This is a genomic window from Kocuria sp. LUK (assembly GCF_021012935.1).
GTDB classification, from domain to species: Bacteria; Actinomycetota; Actinomycetes; order Actinomycetales; family Micrococcaceae; genus Kocuria; species Kocuria flava.
On record NZ_JAJMZI010000001.1, the window covers coordinates 126,414 to 142,705 of the forward strand.

Genomic DNA, 16,292 nt, shown 5'->3' on the forward strand with positions numbered 1-16,292 from the left:
CGCGGCCACGGCGCTTGTAGGACCGGAGGATTGCGGCTGATCCTCACCTCTCCGGCGGGACCGATCCCGTCCACGGAGGCCGGACCGACCAGAACACGCCCGACCCGCGACCCGGGCGGGCACCGCAGCAGTGAAAGGTAGACGTGGCCAACAACACGCGTGCGCGCCGCCAGGTGCGCAAGTCCCGCGCCCTCGGCATCGCGCTGACCCCCAAGGCCGAGAAGTACTTCGAGCGCCGTCCCTACGGCCCCGGTGAGCACGGCCGTGCCCGCCGCAAGGCCGACTCGGACTACGCCGTGCGCCTGCGCGAGAAGCAGCGCCTGCGCGCGCAGTACAACATCCGCGAGAAGCAGATGCACATCGCCTACGTCGAGGCCAAGCGCCTGGAGGGCCAGACCGGTGAGAACCTGGTCGCCCTGCTGGAGTCCCGCCTCGACGCCCTGGTCCTGCGCTCCGGCTTCGCCCGGACCATGGCCCAGGCCCGCCAGATGGTCGTGCACCGCCACATCCTGGTGGACGGCCAGCGGGTGGACCGCCCCTCGTTCCGCGTGAAGGAGGGCCAGCTGATCCACGTGCACCCCAAGTCGGAGAAGATGGTGCCCTTCCAGGTCGCCGCCGCCGGCGCCCACCAGGCCGTGCTGCCGGACACCCCGGCCTACCTGGACGTGCAGATCGAGAAGCTGCAGGCGAAGCTGGTGCGCAAGCCCCAGCGCGCCGAGGTCCCCGTGACCTGCGAGGAGCAGCTCGTGGTGGAGTACTACGCCCGCATGGCCTGAGGCCGTCCGGGCCCCCGCTCCCGGTCCGCCGGGAACGGGGCCCCACCGGGGCAGGAGCCCGCGGCGCCCGCGCCGCGGGCTCCTGCCTTCGGTAGAGTGGATCCCCGGGTCCGCCCCCCTCCCGGGGTCCGCGGCGGACCGCACCGCCCCCGACCAGCAAGGAGCGCCCCGCCCCATGACCGGTGGAGAAATCGCAGGACTGCTCGCGGCCGGGGTCTTCGCCGTCCTCGTCGCCCTGCTCGCCGTGCCGATCCTCAAGCTCGGGAAGGTCTTCGACGAGCTGCGCCTGACCATCCGCGCCCTCAACAACGAGACCGTCCCGCTGATCGACGAGGTCACCCGGACCGTGTCGACCACCAACTCCCAGCTGGAGAAGGTCGACGGCATCACGACCAACGTCTCCGACGCCTCCGCGAACGTCTCCGCGCTGTCCTCCCTGGTCGCCTCGACCGTGGGCCAGCCGCTGATCAAGGTCGCGGCCTTCTCCCACGGCGTGCGCCGCGCCTTCGCCGGCGAGGCCGAGCACCGCGCCGATCCCTACGGCTCCGCGTCCGGCCCGACGGGGGAGGGGACCCCGTGAGCCTGTGGGGCAAGCTCGCCCTCGTCGCCGCCGGCGGCCTGCTCGGCGCCGCCGCCACCCGCCTCGCCCGCACCCCCGGCCAGGACCTCGCCGTGCGCCCCGGCGCCCCGGCGCCCCGCCCGGCGCGCGCCGGCGACTGGCGCTCCCGCCTCTACCGCTTCGCCGCCGAGGTCCGCACCGGCATGGCCGAGCGCGAGGCCGAGCTGCGCGCCTCCCTCGGCGCGCCGGCGCCCGGCAGCCGCCCGTCGTCGCTGCCCGGCGCCGGCCCCGGACCGCTCGGGGCCGCCGGCGCGCTCGGCGCCCCCGACCGCGGCGCCCCCACCGACCCCTCGACCGACCGCCAAGGAAAGCACCGGTAATGCTCTCTCACGAAATCACGAAGCGCTGGCTCGACTACTTCGAGGGCCAGGGCCACACCGTGGTGCCCTCCGCCTCGCTGATCTCCACCCAGCCCGGCTCGATGTTCACCATCGCCGGCATGGTGCCCTTCATCCCGTACTTCCTCGGCCAGGAGACCCCGCCCTACCGCCGGGCCACCTCGATCCAGAAGTGCATCCGCACCCTCGACATCGACGAGGTCGGCAAGACCGCCCGCCACGGCACGTTCTTCCAGATGGCCGGCAACTTCTCCTTCGGCGACTACTTCAAGGAGAAGGCCATCCCCATGGCCTGGGAGCTGCTGACCACCCCCCAGGACCGGGGCGGCTTCGGCCTCGACCCCGACCGGCTGTGGGTGACCGTCTACGAGGGCGACGAGGAGTCCTACGCCCTGTGGCGCGACACCGTCGGCGTGCCCGCGGAGCGGATCCAGCGCATGGGCCGCGACGAGAACTACTGGGACACCGGCCAGCCCGGTCCCGCCGGTCCCGACTCCGAGATCTTCTACGACCGCGGCCCCCGCTACGGCAAGGAGGGCGGGCCGGCCGTCGACGACGACCGGTACATCGAGATCTGGAACCTCGTGTTCATGCAGTACCAGCGCGGGGAGGGCACCGGCAAGGACTACGAGATCCTCGGGGACCTGCCGGAGCAGAACATCGACACCGGCCTCGGCGTCGAGCGCCTGGCGATGCTGCTGCAGGGCGTCGAGAACTTCTACGAGACCGACCAGGTCCGCCCCGTGCTCGACCGGGCCGCCGAGCTGTCCGGGCGCACCTACCGCGGCACCGAGCGCGCCGGCGAGGAGGGCTACGAGGACGACGTGCGCATGCGCGTGGTCGCCGACCACGTCCGCTCCTCCCTGATGCTCATCGCCGACGGCGTGAGCCCCTCCAACGAGGGCCGCGGCTACATCCTGCGCCGGCTGCTGCGCCGGGCCGTGCGCGCGATGCGCCTGCTGGGCGTCACCGAGCCGTGCCTGCCCGTGCTGCTGCCCGCCTCCCGCGACGCCATGAAGGGCGTCTACCCCTACGTCGCCGAGGACTTCGAGCGGATCTCCCGGATCGCCTACGCCGAGGAGCGGGCGTTCCTGAAGACCGTCGAGTCCGGCACCACCCGACTCGAGGAGGCCGTCACCGCCGCACGCCGGACCGGGGGCGCCGTCTCCGGGGCGGAGGCGTTCGCCCTGCACGACACCTACGGCTTCCCCATCGACCTGACCCTCGAGATGGCCGCCGAGGCCGGCGTGGCCGTCGACGAGCCGGCCTTCCGCGGGCTCATGGACGAGCAGCGCCGCCGCGCCCAGGAGGACGCCCGCGCCAAGAAGGGCGCCCACGCCGACCTCTCCGTGTTCCGCCGCCTGCTCGAGGAGCGCGGCTCCGTGTTCACCGGCTACGACGAGCTGCGCACCGGCACCGTCCTGCGGGCGCTGCTGCGCGACGGCACGAGCGTCCCGGCGGCCTCCGCCGGGGAGCGCGTCGAGGTCGTCCTCGACGAGACCCCCTTCTACGCCGAGGCCGGCGGCCAGGCCGCCGACACCGGCACGATCCGCGGCGACGGGTTCGTGCTCGAGGTCACCGACGTGCAGCAGCCCGTCAAGGGCCTGTCCGTCCACCACGCCGTGGTCCGCGAGGGCGAGGCCGTGGCCGGCACCGAGGTCCTCGCCCAGGTCGACACCGGCCGCCGCCGCGCCGGGGAGATGGCCCACTCCGGCACGCACGTCGTCCACGCCGCCCTGCACGAGATCCTCGGCCCCGAGGCCGTCCAGCGCGGGTCCTTCAACAAGGAGGGCTACCTGCGCTTCGACTTCGCCTGGGGCGCCGGGCTGAGCGAGGAGCAGCGGCGCGAGATCGAGGAGGCCTCGAACGCGGCGATCCACGCCAACCACGCGGTCCTGACCCAGGAGATGCCGCTGGCCGAGGCCAAGGCCATGGGCGCCACGAGCCTGTTCGGGGAGAAGTACGGCGACCGCGTGCGCGTCGTGGAGATGAACGGCGCCTGGTCCCGGGAGTTGTGCGGCGGCACCCACGTGGCCGGCACCGCCCAGATCGGCTCCCTGACCCTGCTCACCGAGCAGTCCGTGGGCTCGGGCAACCGGCGCGTCGAGGCCCTCGTGGGCCTGGACTCCTTCCGCCACCTCGCCGCCGAGCGCACCCTCGTCAACCAGCTCACCGACATGCTCAAGGTCCAGTCCTCCGCCGAGCTGCCGGAGCGCCTGGCCGGCACCCTCGAGAAGCTCAAGGCCGCCGAGAAGGAGCTGGCCGTCCTGCGCCGGGAGAAGCTCCAGGCCCGGGCCGGGTCCCTGCTCGACGGCGTCCGGCAGGTCGGGCCCGTCAAGGCCCTCGCCCACGACCTGGGCGAGGTCTCCGGGCCCGACGACCTGCGCGCCCTCGCCCTGGACCTGCGCGGCCGGATGACCGCCGAGCCGTTCGTCGTCGCCGTCACCGGCACGGCCAAGGGCCGCCCGCTCGTGCTGGTGGCCACGACCGAGACCGCCCGCGCGGCCGGCGTGAAGGCCGGGCAGCTCGTGCGCACCGCCGCGAAGGTCCTCGGCGGCGGCGGCGGCGGGAAGGACGACGTCGCCCAGGGCGGCGGCCAGGACCCGGCGCAGACCGGGCCCGCCCTCGAGGCCGTCCTCGCCGAGGTCGCCCGCGCGACGGGCGGCGCCCCCGCGTGAACGGCGCCCCGGTGCGCGGACGGCGGATGGGCGTCGACGTCGGCGCCGTCCGCGTCGGGGTCGCCCTGTCCGACCCCGACGGGATCCTCGCGACCCCGCTGACGACCCTGCAGCGGGACCTGCGGAAGGGCTTCGACGTGAAGCTGCTCGCCGGGCTCGTCCAGGAGCACGGTGCGGTGGCCGTCTACGTCGGGCTGCCCCGCAGCCTCGACGGCGGCGAGAACGCCTCCACCGCGATGGCCCGCGACTGGGCGGCCGCGCTCGTGCGGCGGCTGCAGGCCAAGGGCCGCCCCGTGCCCGTGCGCCTGGTCGACGAGCGGCTGACCACCGTCGACGCCCACCGGGCGCTGCTGGAGGCCGGGGTCTCCCGGCGCGAGCACATGGACAAGGTCGACCAGGTCGCGGCCGCGACCATCCTCCAGAGCGCCCTCGACCGGGCCCGGGCCACCGGCACGGAGCCCGGCACGCCCGCGGCCGGGTCCGCCTCCGGGACCGGGCCCGGGGGTGTCCCCCATAATGGGGAGGGCCCCGCCGCCCCCGCCCCGGGGCCGCGCGGGCACCGGCCGCCCGGCGCCGCCGCGGCGCCCTCCCCGGACCCGGGGGCCCCGTTGACGACCACCGATCCGGACGGAGAGCATTCGTGAGCGACGACCCGTACGACCAGGCGTCCCCCCGCCGCCCCGAGGCGCCCCGGGAGGCCGCCGACGGCGGGTCCGCCCGGCTGGGCAGCCTGCTGGACGCCCCCGCCGGGCACGACGCGGCGCCCTCCGGGCTGCGCGGGGCCTTCGAGCACGAGGAGCTGACCCCCGAGCAGGTCCGCCGCCGGCAGCGGCGCGGCCGGGTGTCGCTGACCACCGCGATCGCCCTGTTCTCGCTGGCGGCCCTGATCACCGTCTCCGTGCTCGCCTCGACCTTCGGCTGGTTCGAGGTCCGCGACTACCGCGGCGACGGCAAGGACCCCGTGACCTTCTCCGTCCCCGAGGGCGCCACCACCGGGCAGATCGCCGCCTCCCTCGAGCAGCAGGGCATCGTCGCCGACGCCCAGACCTTCGTGGAGACCTACTCCGAGGACCACGCCCAGGAGTTCATCCAGCCCGGCGAGTACGAGCTGCGCACCGAGATGAGCTCCGAGGCCGTCGTCACCGCCCTGATGGAGGAGGGCGAGGCCGTCCACTACGCCGCCGTGGCCCAGACCCTGCGCATGAGCGACGTCTTCCCCATCCTCAGCGAGTCCACCGGCATCCCCGTCGAGGAGTTCGAGGCCTACGCCGAGGACACCGAGACCTTCGGGATCCCCGAGCGCTTCCCGACCCTCGAGGGCTGGCTGCACCCGGGGGAGTACCGCTTCCCGCTGGACGTCACCGCCGAGGAGGCCCTGCGGACGATGGTCGACCGCACCCGCGAGACCCTCGACGCCAACGGCATCACCGAGGAGGAGCGGATCTTCGAGGTGCTCACCATCGGCTCGATCATCGAGTTCGAGGTCCAGCCGGAGCACTACGACGTCGTCGCCGGGGCCATCGAGAACCGCCTGGAGAACCCCGAGGGCGAGACCTCCGGGTTCATCCAGTCCGACGCCTCCGTCACCTACGGCCTGGGCCGGAAGGGCTACGACTTCTCCGAGGAGGAGCGCCGGGACGCGGACAACGAGTACAACACCTTCGCCAACCCGGGCCTGCCCGTGGGCCCCATCGGCTCCCCGGGCGACGCCGCCATCAAGGCCGCCGCCGACCCCGTCGAGACGGACTACTACTTCTGGGTCACCGTCGACCTCGACACGGGGGAGACGAAGTTCGCCGACACCTACGCGGAGCACCTGCGCAACGTCGAGGAGTACAACCAGTGGTGCAGCGAGAACGAGGGCCGGTGCGCCTGAGCCCCGGCCGCGCGGCCGTGGTCGGCCGGCCGGTCGGCCACTCCCGCTCGCCCGACCTGCACCGGGCCGCCTACGCGGTGCTCGGCGAGGAGATCGCCTACGACCGGCAGGAGCTGGCCGAGGAGGAGCTGCCCGGCTGGGTCGCCGCCCGCCGCGGCGACCCCGCCTGGCGCGGGCTGTCGGTGACGATGCCCCTGAAGGCGGCCGCGGCCGCCTGCGCCGACGAGCTGACGGAGCTGGCCGCCGCCGTCGGGGTGGTCAACACCCTCGTCCTGCGCCCCGACGGGACGGTCCTGGGGCACAACACGGACGTCGCCGGGATCGTCGGGGCCGTGCGCGCCGCCGGGCACGTCCCGGCCGTGCCCGCCGTCGCCGTCCTCGGCGGCGGCGGCACCGCCACGGCCGCCGTGGCCGCCGCCAGGGAGCTCGGGGCCCGGTCCGCCGACGTCTTCGTCCGCTCCTCCGCCCGCGCCGGGGGCACCGCCGCGGCCGGGCGCGCGCTCGGGCTGCCCGTGCGGCTGCGCCCGTGGGAGGAGGCGGCGACGGCCCTCGCCGGCTACGACGTCGTCGTGTGCACCCTGCCCCCGCACGGGGCCGACGAGCTGGCCGCCGCCCTCGGGCGGGCCGCGCCCACGACGACCGGGGTGCTGCTCGACGCGGCCTACGACCCGTGGCCCTCGGCGATCGCCCGGGCCTGGTCGGCGGCCGGGGGAGCGGTCGCGCCCGGACTCGATATGCTGATCTTCCAGGCGGTCGACCAGGTCCGCCTGTTCACCGGCCGCAGCCTCGGCGAGCCCCTGCCCCGCGAGCAGGACGTGATCGCTGCGATGTGCACGGCGGTGGGACGGCCCATCCGCGTCGCCCCGGCCGTGCCCCGGAACCGCACCTGACGGCAGGAGGGGCCCGCCGGGCCGCCCGCCGAAGACCCCGAACGGAAAGAGTTGTTATGTTGCGTTGGCTCACGGCCGGCGAGTCCCACGGCGAGGCGCTCGTCGGCATCATCGAGGGCGTCCCGGCGGGGGTGGGCCTCACGAGCCAGGACGTGCGCGACGCGCTGGCCCGCCGCCGCCTCGGCTACGGCCGCGGGGCCCGGATGAAGTTCGAGCAGGACGAGGTGCGCCTGCTCGGCGGCGTGCGCCACGGCGTGACGCAGGGCGGGCCGGTCGCGATCGAGATCGCCAACACCGAGTGGCCGAAGTGGCGCGAGGTGATGTCCGCCGACCCGGTCGAGCCCGCCGTGCTCGAGGGCCGCGCCCGCAACGCCCCCCTGACCCGGCCCCGCCCCGGCCACGCCGACCTGACCGGGATGCAGAAGTACGGCTTCGCCGAGTCCCGCCCGGTGCTCGAGCGCGCCAGCGCCCGCGAGACCGCCACGCGCGTGGCCCTGGGCACCGTGGCCGCGAAGCTGCTCGAGGCCCTGGGCGTGCACCTGGTCTCGCACACCACGGCCGTGGGCGGCGTCGCCGTGCCCGAGGACGCCCGCCTGCCGCTGCCCGGCGAGGTCGCCGCGCTCGACGCCGACCCGCTGCGCTGCGCCGACCCGGCGACCTCCGAGGCGATGGTCGCCGCCGTCGACGAGGCCCACAAGGCGGGGGAGACCCTCGGCGGCGTCGTCGAAGTCCTCGCCTACGGCCTGCCCCCGGGGCTGGGCTCCTACGTGCACTGGGACCGCCGGCTGGACTCCCGCCTGGCCGCCGCCCTCATGGGGATCCAGGCGATCAAGGGCGTCGAGGTCGGCGACGGGTTCCGCACCGCCGCCCGCCCCGGCTCCGCCGCCCACGACGAGATCGTGCGCGGGACCGACGGGGCGGTCCACCGCACGAGCAACCGCGCCGGGGGGATCGAGGGCGGGATGTCGATCGGCGACGTCCTGCGCGTGCGCGCGGCCATGAAGCCCATCGCCACCGTCCCGAAGGCGCTGCGCACCGTCGACGTCGCCACCGGTGAGCCCGCCCGCGCCCACCACCAGCGCTCCGACGTGTGCGCCGTGCCCGCGGCCGGCGTCGTGGCCGAGGCCATGGTCGCGCTCGTGCTCGCCGAGGCGGTCACCGAGAAGTTCGGCGGGGACTCCCTGGCCGAGATCGTGCGCAACAAGGACGCCTACCTCGCGGCCGTGCCCGCCCTGCTGGCCTCCTCCGGGGAGCTCGCCGAGGACGCCGGCGAGGACGTGCCCGCGGCGGGCGACCACATGGGCGACCCCCTCGTGGCCCCCGCGGAGCAGCCGGGGGAGCGGCCGTGAACGCGCAGTTCCCCGCCCCCGCCGGCACGGGCGCCGTCCCGCAGCGACCCGTGGTGCTCATCGGCCCCATGGCCGCCGGGAAGTCCTTCCTCGCCCTGCACATGGCCAAGTTCTACGGCTACGACTTCGTCGACGCCGACCAGCTGATCGTCTCGCGCCACGGCGTGATCGCCGAGATCTTCGCCCGGCACGGCGAGAAGTACTTCCGCGACCTCGAGGCCGACACCATCGCCGAGGTGCTGCGCGACCCCGACCACGCCGATGCGATCTTCTCCGTGGGCGGCGGCGCGCCCATGACCCCGTCCGTGCGCGAGGCGCTGCGCCACGAGCTCGTGGCCTACCTCGAGGTCGACGCCGCCACCGTGCTGCCGCGCATCCGCGGCAGCCGCAGCCGCCCCATGCTGCGCCCGGACCCCGAGCAGCGGTGGCGGGAGCTCTACGAGGCCCGCCGCGGCTGCTACGAGGAGCTCGCCGACATCGTCCTCGACGGCACCGGCGACCGCCCCGTCGCCGAGATCGCCGCCGAGCTGCACGAGCGGATCACCCGTCTGCGCACCACCCCCGACACGACCCAGGAGGTCCCCTCATGAGCGAGCCCACCGGCACGGTCACGACCATCCCCGTCACGGGCGAGCGCCCCGGCGAGGACTACGAGGTGCTGGTCGGCCACGGCCTGCTCGGGCAGCTGCCCCGGCTGCTGGGCGAGCGCGTCCAGCGGGTGCTAGTGGTCCACCCGCGGGCCCTGCGCAGCACGGGCGACGTGGTGATGGAGGAGCTGCGCGGACGCGGCTACCAGGCCTTCACCGCGGAGATCCCCGACGCCGAGGAGGGCAAGCACGTCCAGGTCGCCGCGTTCTGCTGGCAGGTGCTGGGGCAGAACGACTTCACCCGCTCCGACGCCGTGGTCTCCGTGGGCGGGGGCGCGGTCTCCGACGTCGCGGGCTTCGTGGCCGCCACCTGGCTGCGGGGCGTGCGCGTGGTGCACGTGCCCACGACCCTGCTCGGGATGGTCGACGCCGCCGTGGGCGGGAAGACCGGGATCAACACCGCCGAGGGCAAGAACCTCGTGGGGTCCTTCCACCCGCCCGCCGGCGTGCTGTGCGACCTCGACACCCTGCGGACCCTGCCCGAGCACGAGCTGCTCACCGGCATGGCCGAGGTCGTCAAGTGCGGCTTCATCGCCGACGAGCGGATCCTCGAGCTGATCGAGGGGGACCCGCAGGCCGTGCGCGACTCGCAGTCCGGGCTCGTGCGCGAGCTCGTGGAGCGCGGCGTGCGGGTCAAGGCCGAGATCGTCTCCGCCGACCTGCGCGAGTCCGGCCGCCGCGAAATGCTCAACTACGGCCACACCCTCGGGCACGCCATCGAGCACAACGAGCGCTACCAGTGGCGCCACGGCGCGGCCGTGTCCGTCGGGATGGTCTTCGCCGCCGAGCTCGCCCGCACCGCCGGCACCCTCGCCGACGACGTCGTCGAGCGCCACCGCACCGTCCTGGGCTCCCTGGGGCTGCCCACGACCTACCGCTGGGACCAGTGGCCCCGGCTGCTCGAGGTGATGAAGCGGGACAAGAAGACCCGCGGGAACCTCCTGCGCTTCGTGGTCCTCGACGCCGTGGCCCGCCCCCGGATCCTGGAGGTCCCCGACCCGGCGATCCTCTTCGCGACCTACCAGGAGATCGCCGAGGGCGCGCCCCGCTAGAATGGTCCGCGGTCCGGGAGGGCGGGGCCCGCACGACCCGGCCGCGCCCGCCGCTCCGCGCGGCGACGACGACCTCGCGCCCCGACGACCCCCGCAACCGACAGAGAGAGAACCTGTGGCTACCACCAACGACATCAAGAACGGCACCGTGCTCAAGCTCGAGGGCCAGCTGTGGAACATCATCGAGTTCCAGCACGTCAAGCCGGGCAAGGGCGGCGCCTTCGTGCGCACCAAGATGCGCAACATCACCTCCGGCAAGGTGGTCGACAAGACCTTCAACGCCGGTGCCAAGGTCGAGACCGCCACCGTGGACCGCAGCGAGTACCAGTACCTGTACCAGGACGGCGCCGACTACGTCTTCATGGACAACAAGACCTACGACCAGATCACCGTCCCCGGCGAGGTCGTCGGCGACGCCGCCCACTTCATGCTCGAGAACCAGAACGTGACGGTCGCCCTGCACGAGGGCTCCCCGCTGTACGTCGAGCTGCCGCCGTCCGTGGTGCTGGAGATCACCTACACCGAGCCCGGCCTGCAGGGGGACCGCTCCACGGGCGGCACCAAGCCGGCCACCGTGGAGACCGGCTACCAGATCCAGGTCCCGCTCTTCCTCGAGCAGGGCACGAAGGTCAAGGTCGACACCCGCACGGGCGACTACCTCGGCCGCGTCAACGAGTGAGCGCCCGGGGGAAGGCGCGCCGGCGCGCCGTCGAGATCCTGTTCGAGGCCGAGCAGCGCGGCCAGGACGCGCGCGAGGTCATGGAGCGCCGCCGCCTGCACAGCGACGCGCTGGTCTCGCCCTACGCCGAGCAGCTGGTGCACGGGGTGCTGATGCGCCGGGGCGAGATCGACGAGTACCTCGAGACGTACTCGCAGGGCTGGACCCTCGAGCGGATGCCCGCCGTGGACCGCAACGTGCTGCGCGTGGGCGCGTGGGAGCTGCTCTACAACGAGGAGGTCCCGGACGGGGTGGCCGTGGCCGAGGCCGTGTCCCTGGCCCGGGAACTGTGCGGGGACGAGTCCCCGCGCTTCGTCAACGGCCTGCTCGGCCGGCTGCAGCAGATGAAGCCCACCCTGCTCGGCTGAGCCGCGCACCGCGCCGGGGCCCCGGGGACCGCGCGGTCCCCGGGGCCCCGGCCGTCCCGCCCGCCCGGGACGGCCGGGACCGGGCCGGGGGAGGAGACCCAGGTCACGGCCCGCCGGGCGCGGCGGGGCCGCTGTGCTACCTTGAGCCGAGCAAGCAACCTTTAAGTCCGTCCTGTGAGGCGGGGAAGGAGGCGGCACCCTTGACCGGCGACACCTCCGTGCCGGGCACCCCCGCGGGGCCCGTGAGCACGCGCGTCATCCTCTCGGCGGCCGACATCGACCGTGCGCTCACGCGCATCGCCCACGAGATCCTCGAGGCGAACAAGGGCAGCGAGGACCTCGTCCTGCTCGGCATCCCGCGCCGCGGCTACCCGCTGGCCCGCCGGATCGCCGAGCGCATCGCCGCCACCGACCCGGGCTTCGACCCGGCCACCGGCCTCGGCCAGCTCGACGTCACCATGTTCCGCGACGACCTGCGCCGCAACCCCGCCCGCACCCCGCAGCCCACGCGCATCCCCGTGGCCGGCCTCGACGGGCGCACCGTCGTGCTCGTCGACGACGTCCTGTACTCGGGCCGGACCGTGCGCGCGGCCCTCGACGCCCTCGTCGACCTCGGCCGCCCCCGCGTCGTGCGCCTGGCCGTGCTCGTGGACCGCGGGCACCGGGAGCTGCCGATCCGCGCCGACCACGTGGGCAAGAACCTGCCCACCTCCTCCCAGGAGAAGGTGCGGGTGCGCCTGAGGGAGACCGACCCCGAGCCCCGCCCGGCCGAGCACGCCGACTGCGTGGTCATCGAGGCCCCCGCCCAGGCGGCCGGCGCATGAGGCACCTGCTCTCCACCAAGGACCTGTCCTACGACGCCGCGCTCACCGTGCTGGACACCGCCGACCAGATGGCCGCCGTGGGCCAGCGCGCCGTCAAGAAGCTGCCGGCCCTGCGCGGGCGCACGGTCGTGAACCTCTTCCTCGAGGACTCCACCCGCACCCGCATCTCCTTCGAGACGGCCGCCAAGCGGCTCTCGGCGGACGTGCTGAACTTCTCGGCCAAGGGCTCCTCGGTCTCCAAGGGCGAGTCCCTGAAGGACACCGCGCAGACGCTGGCCGCGATGAGCGCCGACGCCGTGGTGATCCGCCACTCCGCCTCCGGCTCCCCGCAGCAGCTGGCCGAGTCCGGCTGGATCGACGCCGCCGTGGTCAACGCCGGGGACGGCACCCACGAGCACCCGACCCAGGCGCTGCTCGACGCCATGACCCTGCGCCAGCACCGGGCCCGCACCGAGGGGCGGGAGAGCACCCGCGGCCTCGACCTCGAGGGCCTGCACGTGGCCGTCGTCGGCGACGTCCTGCACTCCCGGGTCGCCCGCTCGAACCTGTGGCTGCTGACGACCCTCGGCGCCCGCGTGACCTTCGTGGCCCCGCCCACCCTCCTGCCCGTGGGCGTGGGTCAGTGGCCGTGCGAGGTCGTCTACTCCCTGGACCAGGCGCTGGACCCGGCCCCCGACGCCGTGATGATGCTGCGGGTGCAGCGGGAGCGGATGCACGCCGCGTTCTTCCCCACCCCGCAGGAGTACGCCCGCGAGTGGGGCCTGACCCCGGAGCGCCTCGCGGCCCTCGACGCCGCCGGGGCGCCCACGGCGATCATGCACCCGGGCCCGATGAACCGGGGCCTGGAGATCTCCTCGGCCGCCGCGGACTCCCCGCGCTCCACCGTCCTGGACCAGGTCCGCAACGGCGTCTCCGTGCGCATGTCGGTGCTCTACCTGCTGCTCTCCGGCGACGACCTCGACACCCCCACCGACCCCGCACACGCCCAGGAGCGCTGACATCCCGTGACCTCGTACCTCATCCAGGGCGCCGCCCTGCTCGGCGAGCAGACCGCCGACCTCCTCCTGGCCGGGGGCCGCATCGAGCGCATCGGCCCCGACCTCTCCGCCGAGGCCGGCGACGCCGTCGTCGTCGACGCCGCCGGGCTGGTCGCCATGCCCGGGCTCGTGGACATCCACACCCACCTGCGCGAGCCCGGCCGCGAGGACGCCGAGACCGTGGAGACCGGCACCCGGGCCGCGGCCCTGGGCGGCTACACCGCCGTGTTCGCCATGGCCAACTCCGACCCCGTCGCCGACACCGCCGGCGTCGTGGAGCAGGTCCACGAGCTGGGCCGCGCCGCCGGGTGGGTCGACGTCCGCCCCGTGGGGGCCGTGACCGTGGGCCTGCGGGGCGAGCGGCTGGCCGAGATCCTCGCCATGGCCCACTCCCGGGCCGGCGTGCGGGTCTTCTCCGACGACGGCATGTGCGTGCACGACCCGGTGCTGATGCGCCGGGCGCTGGAGTACGTCAAGGGCTTCGACGGCGTCGTCGCCCAGCACGCCCAGGAGCCGCGGCTGACCGAGGGCGCCCAGATGAACGAGGGCGCGGTCTCCGCCGAGCTCGGGCTCACCGGCTGGCCGGCCGTGGCCGAGGAGGCGATCATCGCCCGCGACGTCCTGCTCGCCCAGCACGTCGGCTCCCGGGTGCACATCTGCCACCTCTCCACCAGGGGCTCGGTGGACATCGTGCGCTGGGCCAAGCAGCGCGGCATCGACGTGACCGCCGAGGCCACCCCCCACCACCTGCTGCTCACCGACGAGCGCGTGCGCACCTTCGACCCGGTCTACAAGGTCAACCCGCCGCTGCGCACCGACGAGGACGTCCGGGCCCTGCGCGAGGCCGTCGCCGACGGCACCATCGACGTCATCGGCACCGACCACGCCCCGCACCCCGCCGAGGACAAGGAGTGCGAGTGGTCCTGCGCGGCCAACGGCATGACCGGACTGGAGACCGCCCTGTCGGTCGTCCAGCACACCCTCGTGGACACCGGCCTGCTCGACTGGCGCGGGGTCGCCCGCATCACCTCCGAGACCCCGGCCCGGATCGGCCGCCTCGCCGGCCAGGGCCGGCCGCTGGCCGAGGGCGAGCCCGCCCACCTCGTGCTGTGGGACCCCGCCGCCCGCACGACCGTGGACCCCGCCCGCCACGCCTCCAAGGGCCGCAACAGCCCCTACCGCGGCACGGAGCTGCCCGGCGCCGTCCGGGCGACCTTCTACCGCGGCCACCCCACCGTCCTGGACGGCCGGCTCAACACCCCCGTTCCCGCCGCCTGACCCCCCGTCCGCCCCTCACCACCGCCCGGAGGCTGCCCGCATGGGTCCCGAAACGACCGCCGTGCTGCTGACGCTGCTCGTCGTCACCGCCCTGTTCGTCCTGATCCGCAGGGGATGGGCCGGGCGGCTGCGCCGCCAGGCCGGCCTGCCCGCCCCGCCCGCCCCGCCGGCCGGTCTCGCGGAGCGGACCCCGCGGCTGGCCGTGGAGGGCATGTACGTGAGCACCACCCTGCAGGGCGCCCCGCTCGAGCGGGTCGCCGCCCACGGGCTGGGCCTGCGCGCCCGCGCCGCCGTGGCCGTCCACGACGACGGCGTGCTCTGCACCCGCGACGGCGAGGCGCCGCTGTTCGTGCCCGCCGCCGCCGTGCTCGGGACCGGCACGGCCTCCGGGATGGCCGGGAAGTTCGTCGAGCGCGACGGGCTCGTCGTGCTCACCTGGGACCTCGGCGGCACCCCCGTGGACACCGGCTTCCGCACCCGCCGCGCCGCCGACCGCCGCCGGCTGCTGGCCGCCCTCGACGCCCTCGCCCCCGGCCTGCCGGCCTGAGCGCCCCCGCACCTGCCCGACCCGAACCACGAACGAACGTGAGGACACCGTGAGCTCCACCACCACAGAACCCGCCGTGCTCGTGCTGGAGGACGGCCGCGTCTTCCGCGGCCGGGCCTACGGCGCGCTCGGCACCGCCCTGGGCGAGGCCGTGTTCTCCACCGGCATGACCGGCTACCAGGAGACCATCACCGACCCCTCCTACGCGGGCCAGCTGGTCGTGCAGACCGCCCCGCACATCGGCAACACCGGCGTCAACGCCGCCGACGCCGAGTCCCGCCGCATCTGGGTCGCCGGCTACGTGGTGCGCGACCCCGCCCGCCGCCCCTCGAACTGGCGCGCCGAGGGCACCCTCGACGAGCAGCTGGCCGCGCAGGGCGTCGTCGGCATCCAGGACGTCGACACCCGGGCGATCACCCGCCACCTGCGCGACCGCGGGGCCATGCGCGGCGGGATCTTCTCCGGGGACGCCGCCCGCCGCCCGGACGCCGAGCTGGTCGCGGCCGTGACCGCCGCCGAGCGGATGGAGGGCCGGGCCCTGGCCGAGACCGTCACGGTCCCCGAGCCCTACGTCGTCGAGCCCGCCGAGCACGGGTGGGAGGGGGAGGTCCGCCACGAGCTCGTGGCCGTGGACCTGGGCCTGAAGTCCATGACCCCGCACCGCTTCGCCGAGCGGGGGGTGCGCGTGCACGTGGTGCCCGCCACCGCCGGCTGGGAGCAGATCGCCGCCCGCCGCCCCTCCGGGGTGTTCTTCTCCAACGGCCCCGGCGACCCGGCCACGGCCGAGCGCCAGATCGAGACGCTGCGCGCCGTGCTGCGCTCGGGCACCCCGTTCTTCGGGATCTGCTTCGGCAACCAGCTGCTGGGCCGGGCCCTGGGCTTCGGCACCTACAAGCTCGTCTTCGGCCACCGGGGCATCAACCAGCCCGTGCTCGACCGCCGGACCGGTCGCGTGGAGATCACCGCGCACAACCACGGCTTCGCCGTCGACGCCCCCCTCGAGGGCCCCGTGACGGCGCCGCTGGAGGAGTTCGGCCGCGTCGAGGTCAGCCACGTGTGCCTCAACGACGACGTCGTCGAGGGCCTCAACTGCCTGGACCTGCCCGCGTTCTCCGTGCAGTACCACCCCGAGGCCGCCGCGGGCCCGCACGACGCCTCCTACCTCTTCGACCGCTTCGTCGAGCTCATGGACAGCCACCGGGACGGCCGCGCCGACCCCACCATCGACAACGCCGACCCCCGCGGCGCGCAGGACGCGCAGGGCGCCGGGGCCGCACAGGAAGGGCAGCACTGAC

17 protein-coding genes are annotated in these 16,292 nt (G+C 74.8%); all 17 read left to right on the plus strand.

Annotated features, from left to right (window positions below):
• The first annotated feature begins 143 nt into the window (after nt 1-143).
• The 17 genes from rpsD to carA all read left to right on the plus strand — a co-directional run bounded on the left by rpsD (nt 144) and on the right by carA (nt 16,291).
• Nucleotides 144-776 (plus strand): 30S ribosomal protein S4, encoded by a 633-nt coding sequence (gene rpsD / locus LQU92_RS00580; protein ID WP_101852229.1) that lies wholly within the window; start codon nt 144-146, stop codon nt 774-776.
• 175 nt (nt 777-951) lie between these two features.
• The gene (locus LQU92_RS00585; RefSeq protein ID WP_101852230.1) at nt 952-1,356 is read left to right on the plus strand and encodes a DUF948 domain-containing protein; all 405 of its coding nucleotides are present in this window, start codon (nt 952-954) and stop codon (nt 1,354-1,356) included.
• Complete coding sequence (locus tag LQU92_RS00590) at nt 1,353-1,715, plus strand: hypothetical protein (RefSeq protein WP_230659744.1); 363 nt, start codon at nt 1,353-1,355, stop codon at nt 1,713-1,715. The genes LQU92_RS00585 and LQU92_RS00590 overlap by 4 nt, the downstream gene beginning before the upstream one ends.
• Nucleotides 1,715-4,411: an alanine--tRNA ligase gene (gene alaS, locus LQU92_RS00595; RefSeq protein ID WP_230659747.1), complete on the plus strand. Its 2,697-nt coding sequence runs from the start codon at nt 1,715-1,717 to the stop codon at nt 4,409-4,411. Before LQU92_RS00590 ends, alaS begins: the two co-directional genes overlap by 1 nt.
• Entirely contained in the window at nt 4,408-5,055 is a 648-nt protein-coding gene (gene ruvX, locus LQU92_RS00600) for a Holliday junction resolvase RuvX (protein WP_230659751.1), read from the plus strand. Before alaS ends, ruvX begins: the two co-directional genes overlap by 4 nt.
• Complete coding sequence (gene mltG, locus LQU92_RS00605) at nt 5,052-6,287, plus strand: endolytic transglycosylase MltG (RefSeq protein ID WP_230659754.1); 1,236 nt, start codon at nt 5,052-5,054, stop codon at nt 6,285-6,287. Before ruvX ends, mltG begins: the two co-directional genes overlap by 4 nt.
• Entirely contained in the window at nt 6,278-7,177 is a 900-nt protein-coding gene (locus LQU92_RS00610) for a shikimate dehydrogenase (protein ID WP_101852235.1), read from the plus strand. The genes mltG and LQU92_RS00610 overlap by 10 nt, the downstream gene beginning before the upstream one ends.
• Nucleotides 7,178-7,233: 56 nt before the next feature.
• Entirely contained in the window at nt 7,234-8,526 is a 1,293-nt protein-coding gene (aroC, locus tag LQU92_RS00615) for a chorismate synthase (protein ID WP_230659757.1), read from the plus strand.
• Nucleotides 8,523-9,116, plus strand: a complete 594-nt coding sequence (locus LQU92_RS00620; protein WP_101852237.1) for a shikimate kinase — start codon at nt 8,523-8,525, stop codon at nt 9,114-9,116. The genes aroC and LQU92_RS00620 overlap by 4 nt, the downstream gene beginning before the upstream one ends.
• Nucleotides 9,113-10,225 (plus strand): 3-dehydroquinate synthase, encoded by a 1,113-nt coding sequence (gene aroB, locus LQU92_RS00625; RefSeq protein WP_230659760.1) that lies wholly within the window; start codon nt 9,113-9,115, stop codon nt 10,223-10,225. The genes LQU92_RS00620 and aroB overlap by 4 nt, the downstream gene beginning before the upstream one ends.
• Nucleotides 10,226-10,340: 115 nt before the next feature.
• The gene (efp, locus tag LQU92_RS00630) at nt 10,341-10,904 is read left to right on the plus strand and encodes an elongation factor P (RefSeq protein ID WP_058858921.1); all 564 of its coding nucleotides are present in this window, start codon (nt 10,341-10,343) and stop codon (nt 10,902-10,904) included.
• Entirely contained in the window at nt 10,901-11,311 is a 411-nt protein-coding gene (gene nusB / locus LQU92_RS00635) for a transcription antitermination factor NusB (protein WP_101852239.1), read from the plus strand. Before efp ends, nusB begins: the two co-directional genes overlap by 4 nt.
• A gap of 200 nt (nt 11,312-11,511) precedes the next feature.
• A complete protein-coding gene (pyrR, locus tag LQU92_RS00640) occupies nt 11,512-12,135 on the plus strand; it encodes a bifunctional pyr operon transcriptional regulator/uracil phosphoribosyltransferase PyrR (RefSeq protein WP_255666931.1) in 624 nt (207 codons plus the stop codon).
• The gene (locus LQU92_RS00645; protein ID WP_101852240.1) at nt 12,132-13,133 is read left to right on the plus strand and encodes an aspartate carbamoyltransferase catalytic subunit; all 1,002 of its coding nucleotides are present in this window, start codon (nt 12,132-12,134) and stop codon (nt 13,131-13,133) included. The genes pyrR and LQU92_RS00645 overlap by 4 nt, the downstream gene beginning before the upstream one ends.
• Before the next feature lie 6 nt (nt 13,134-13,139).
• A complete protein-coding gene (locus LQU92_RS00650; protein WP_230659764.1) occupies nt 13,140-14,450 on the plus strand; it encodes a dihydroorotase in 1,311 nt (436 codons plus the stop codon).
• Nucleotides 14,451-14,490: 40 nt separating this feature from the next.
• Nucleotides 14,491-14,997 carry an ABC transporter permease gene (locus LQU92_RS00655; protein ID WP_230659767.1) on the plus strand — a complete coding sequence of 169 codons (507 nt, stop codon included), beginning with the start codon at nt 14,491-14,493 and terminating at the stop codon, nt 14,995-14,997.
• 49 nt (nt 14,998-15,046) lie between these two features.
• On the plus strand, nt 15,047-16,291 hold the full coding sequence (carA, locus tag LQU92_RS00660; protein ID WP_101852242.1) for a glutamine-hydrolyzing carbamoyl-phosphate synthase small subunit: 1,245 nt from the start codon (nt 15,047-15,049) through the stop codon (nt 16,289-16,291).
• Nucleotide 16,292 lies beyond the last annotated feature (1 nt).

Excerpts from the sequence above, each read along its gene's own strand:
- aroB (WP_230659760.1), top strand. The coding sequence starts at position 9,113 with ATGAGCGAGCCCACCGGCACGGTCACGACCATCCCCGTCACGGGCGAG.
- aroC (WP_230659757.1), top strand. The coding sequence starts at position 7,234 with ATGTTGCGTTGGCTCACGGCCGGCGAGTCCCACGGCGAGGCGCTCGTC.
- alaS (WP_230659747.1), top strand. The coding sequence starts at position 1,715 with ATGCTCTCTCACGAAATCACGAAGCGCTGGCTCGACTACTTCGAGGGC.
- LQU92_RS00645 (WP_101852240.1), top strand. The coding sequence starts at position 12,132 with ATGAGGCACCTGCTCTCCACCAAGGACCTGTCCTACGACGCCGCGCTC.
- LQU92_RS00655 (WP_230659767.1), top strand. The coding sequence starts at position 14,491 with ATGGGTCCCGAAACGACCGCCGTGCTGCTGACGCTGCTCGTCGTCACC.
- LQU92_RS00585 (WP_101852230.1), top strand. The coding sequence starts at position 952 with ATGACCGGTGGAGAAATCGCAGGACTGCTCGCGGCCGGGGTCTTCGCC.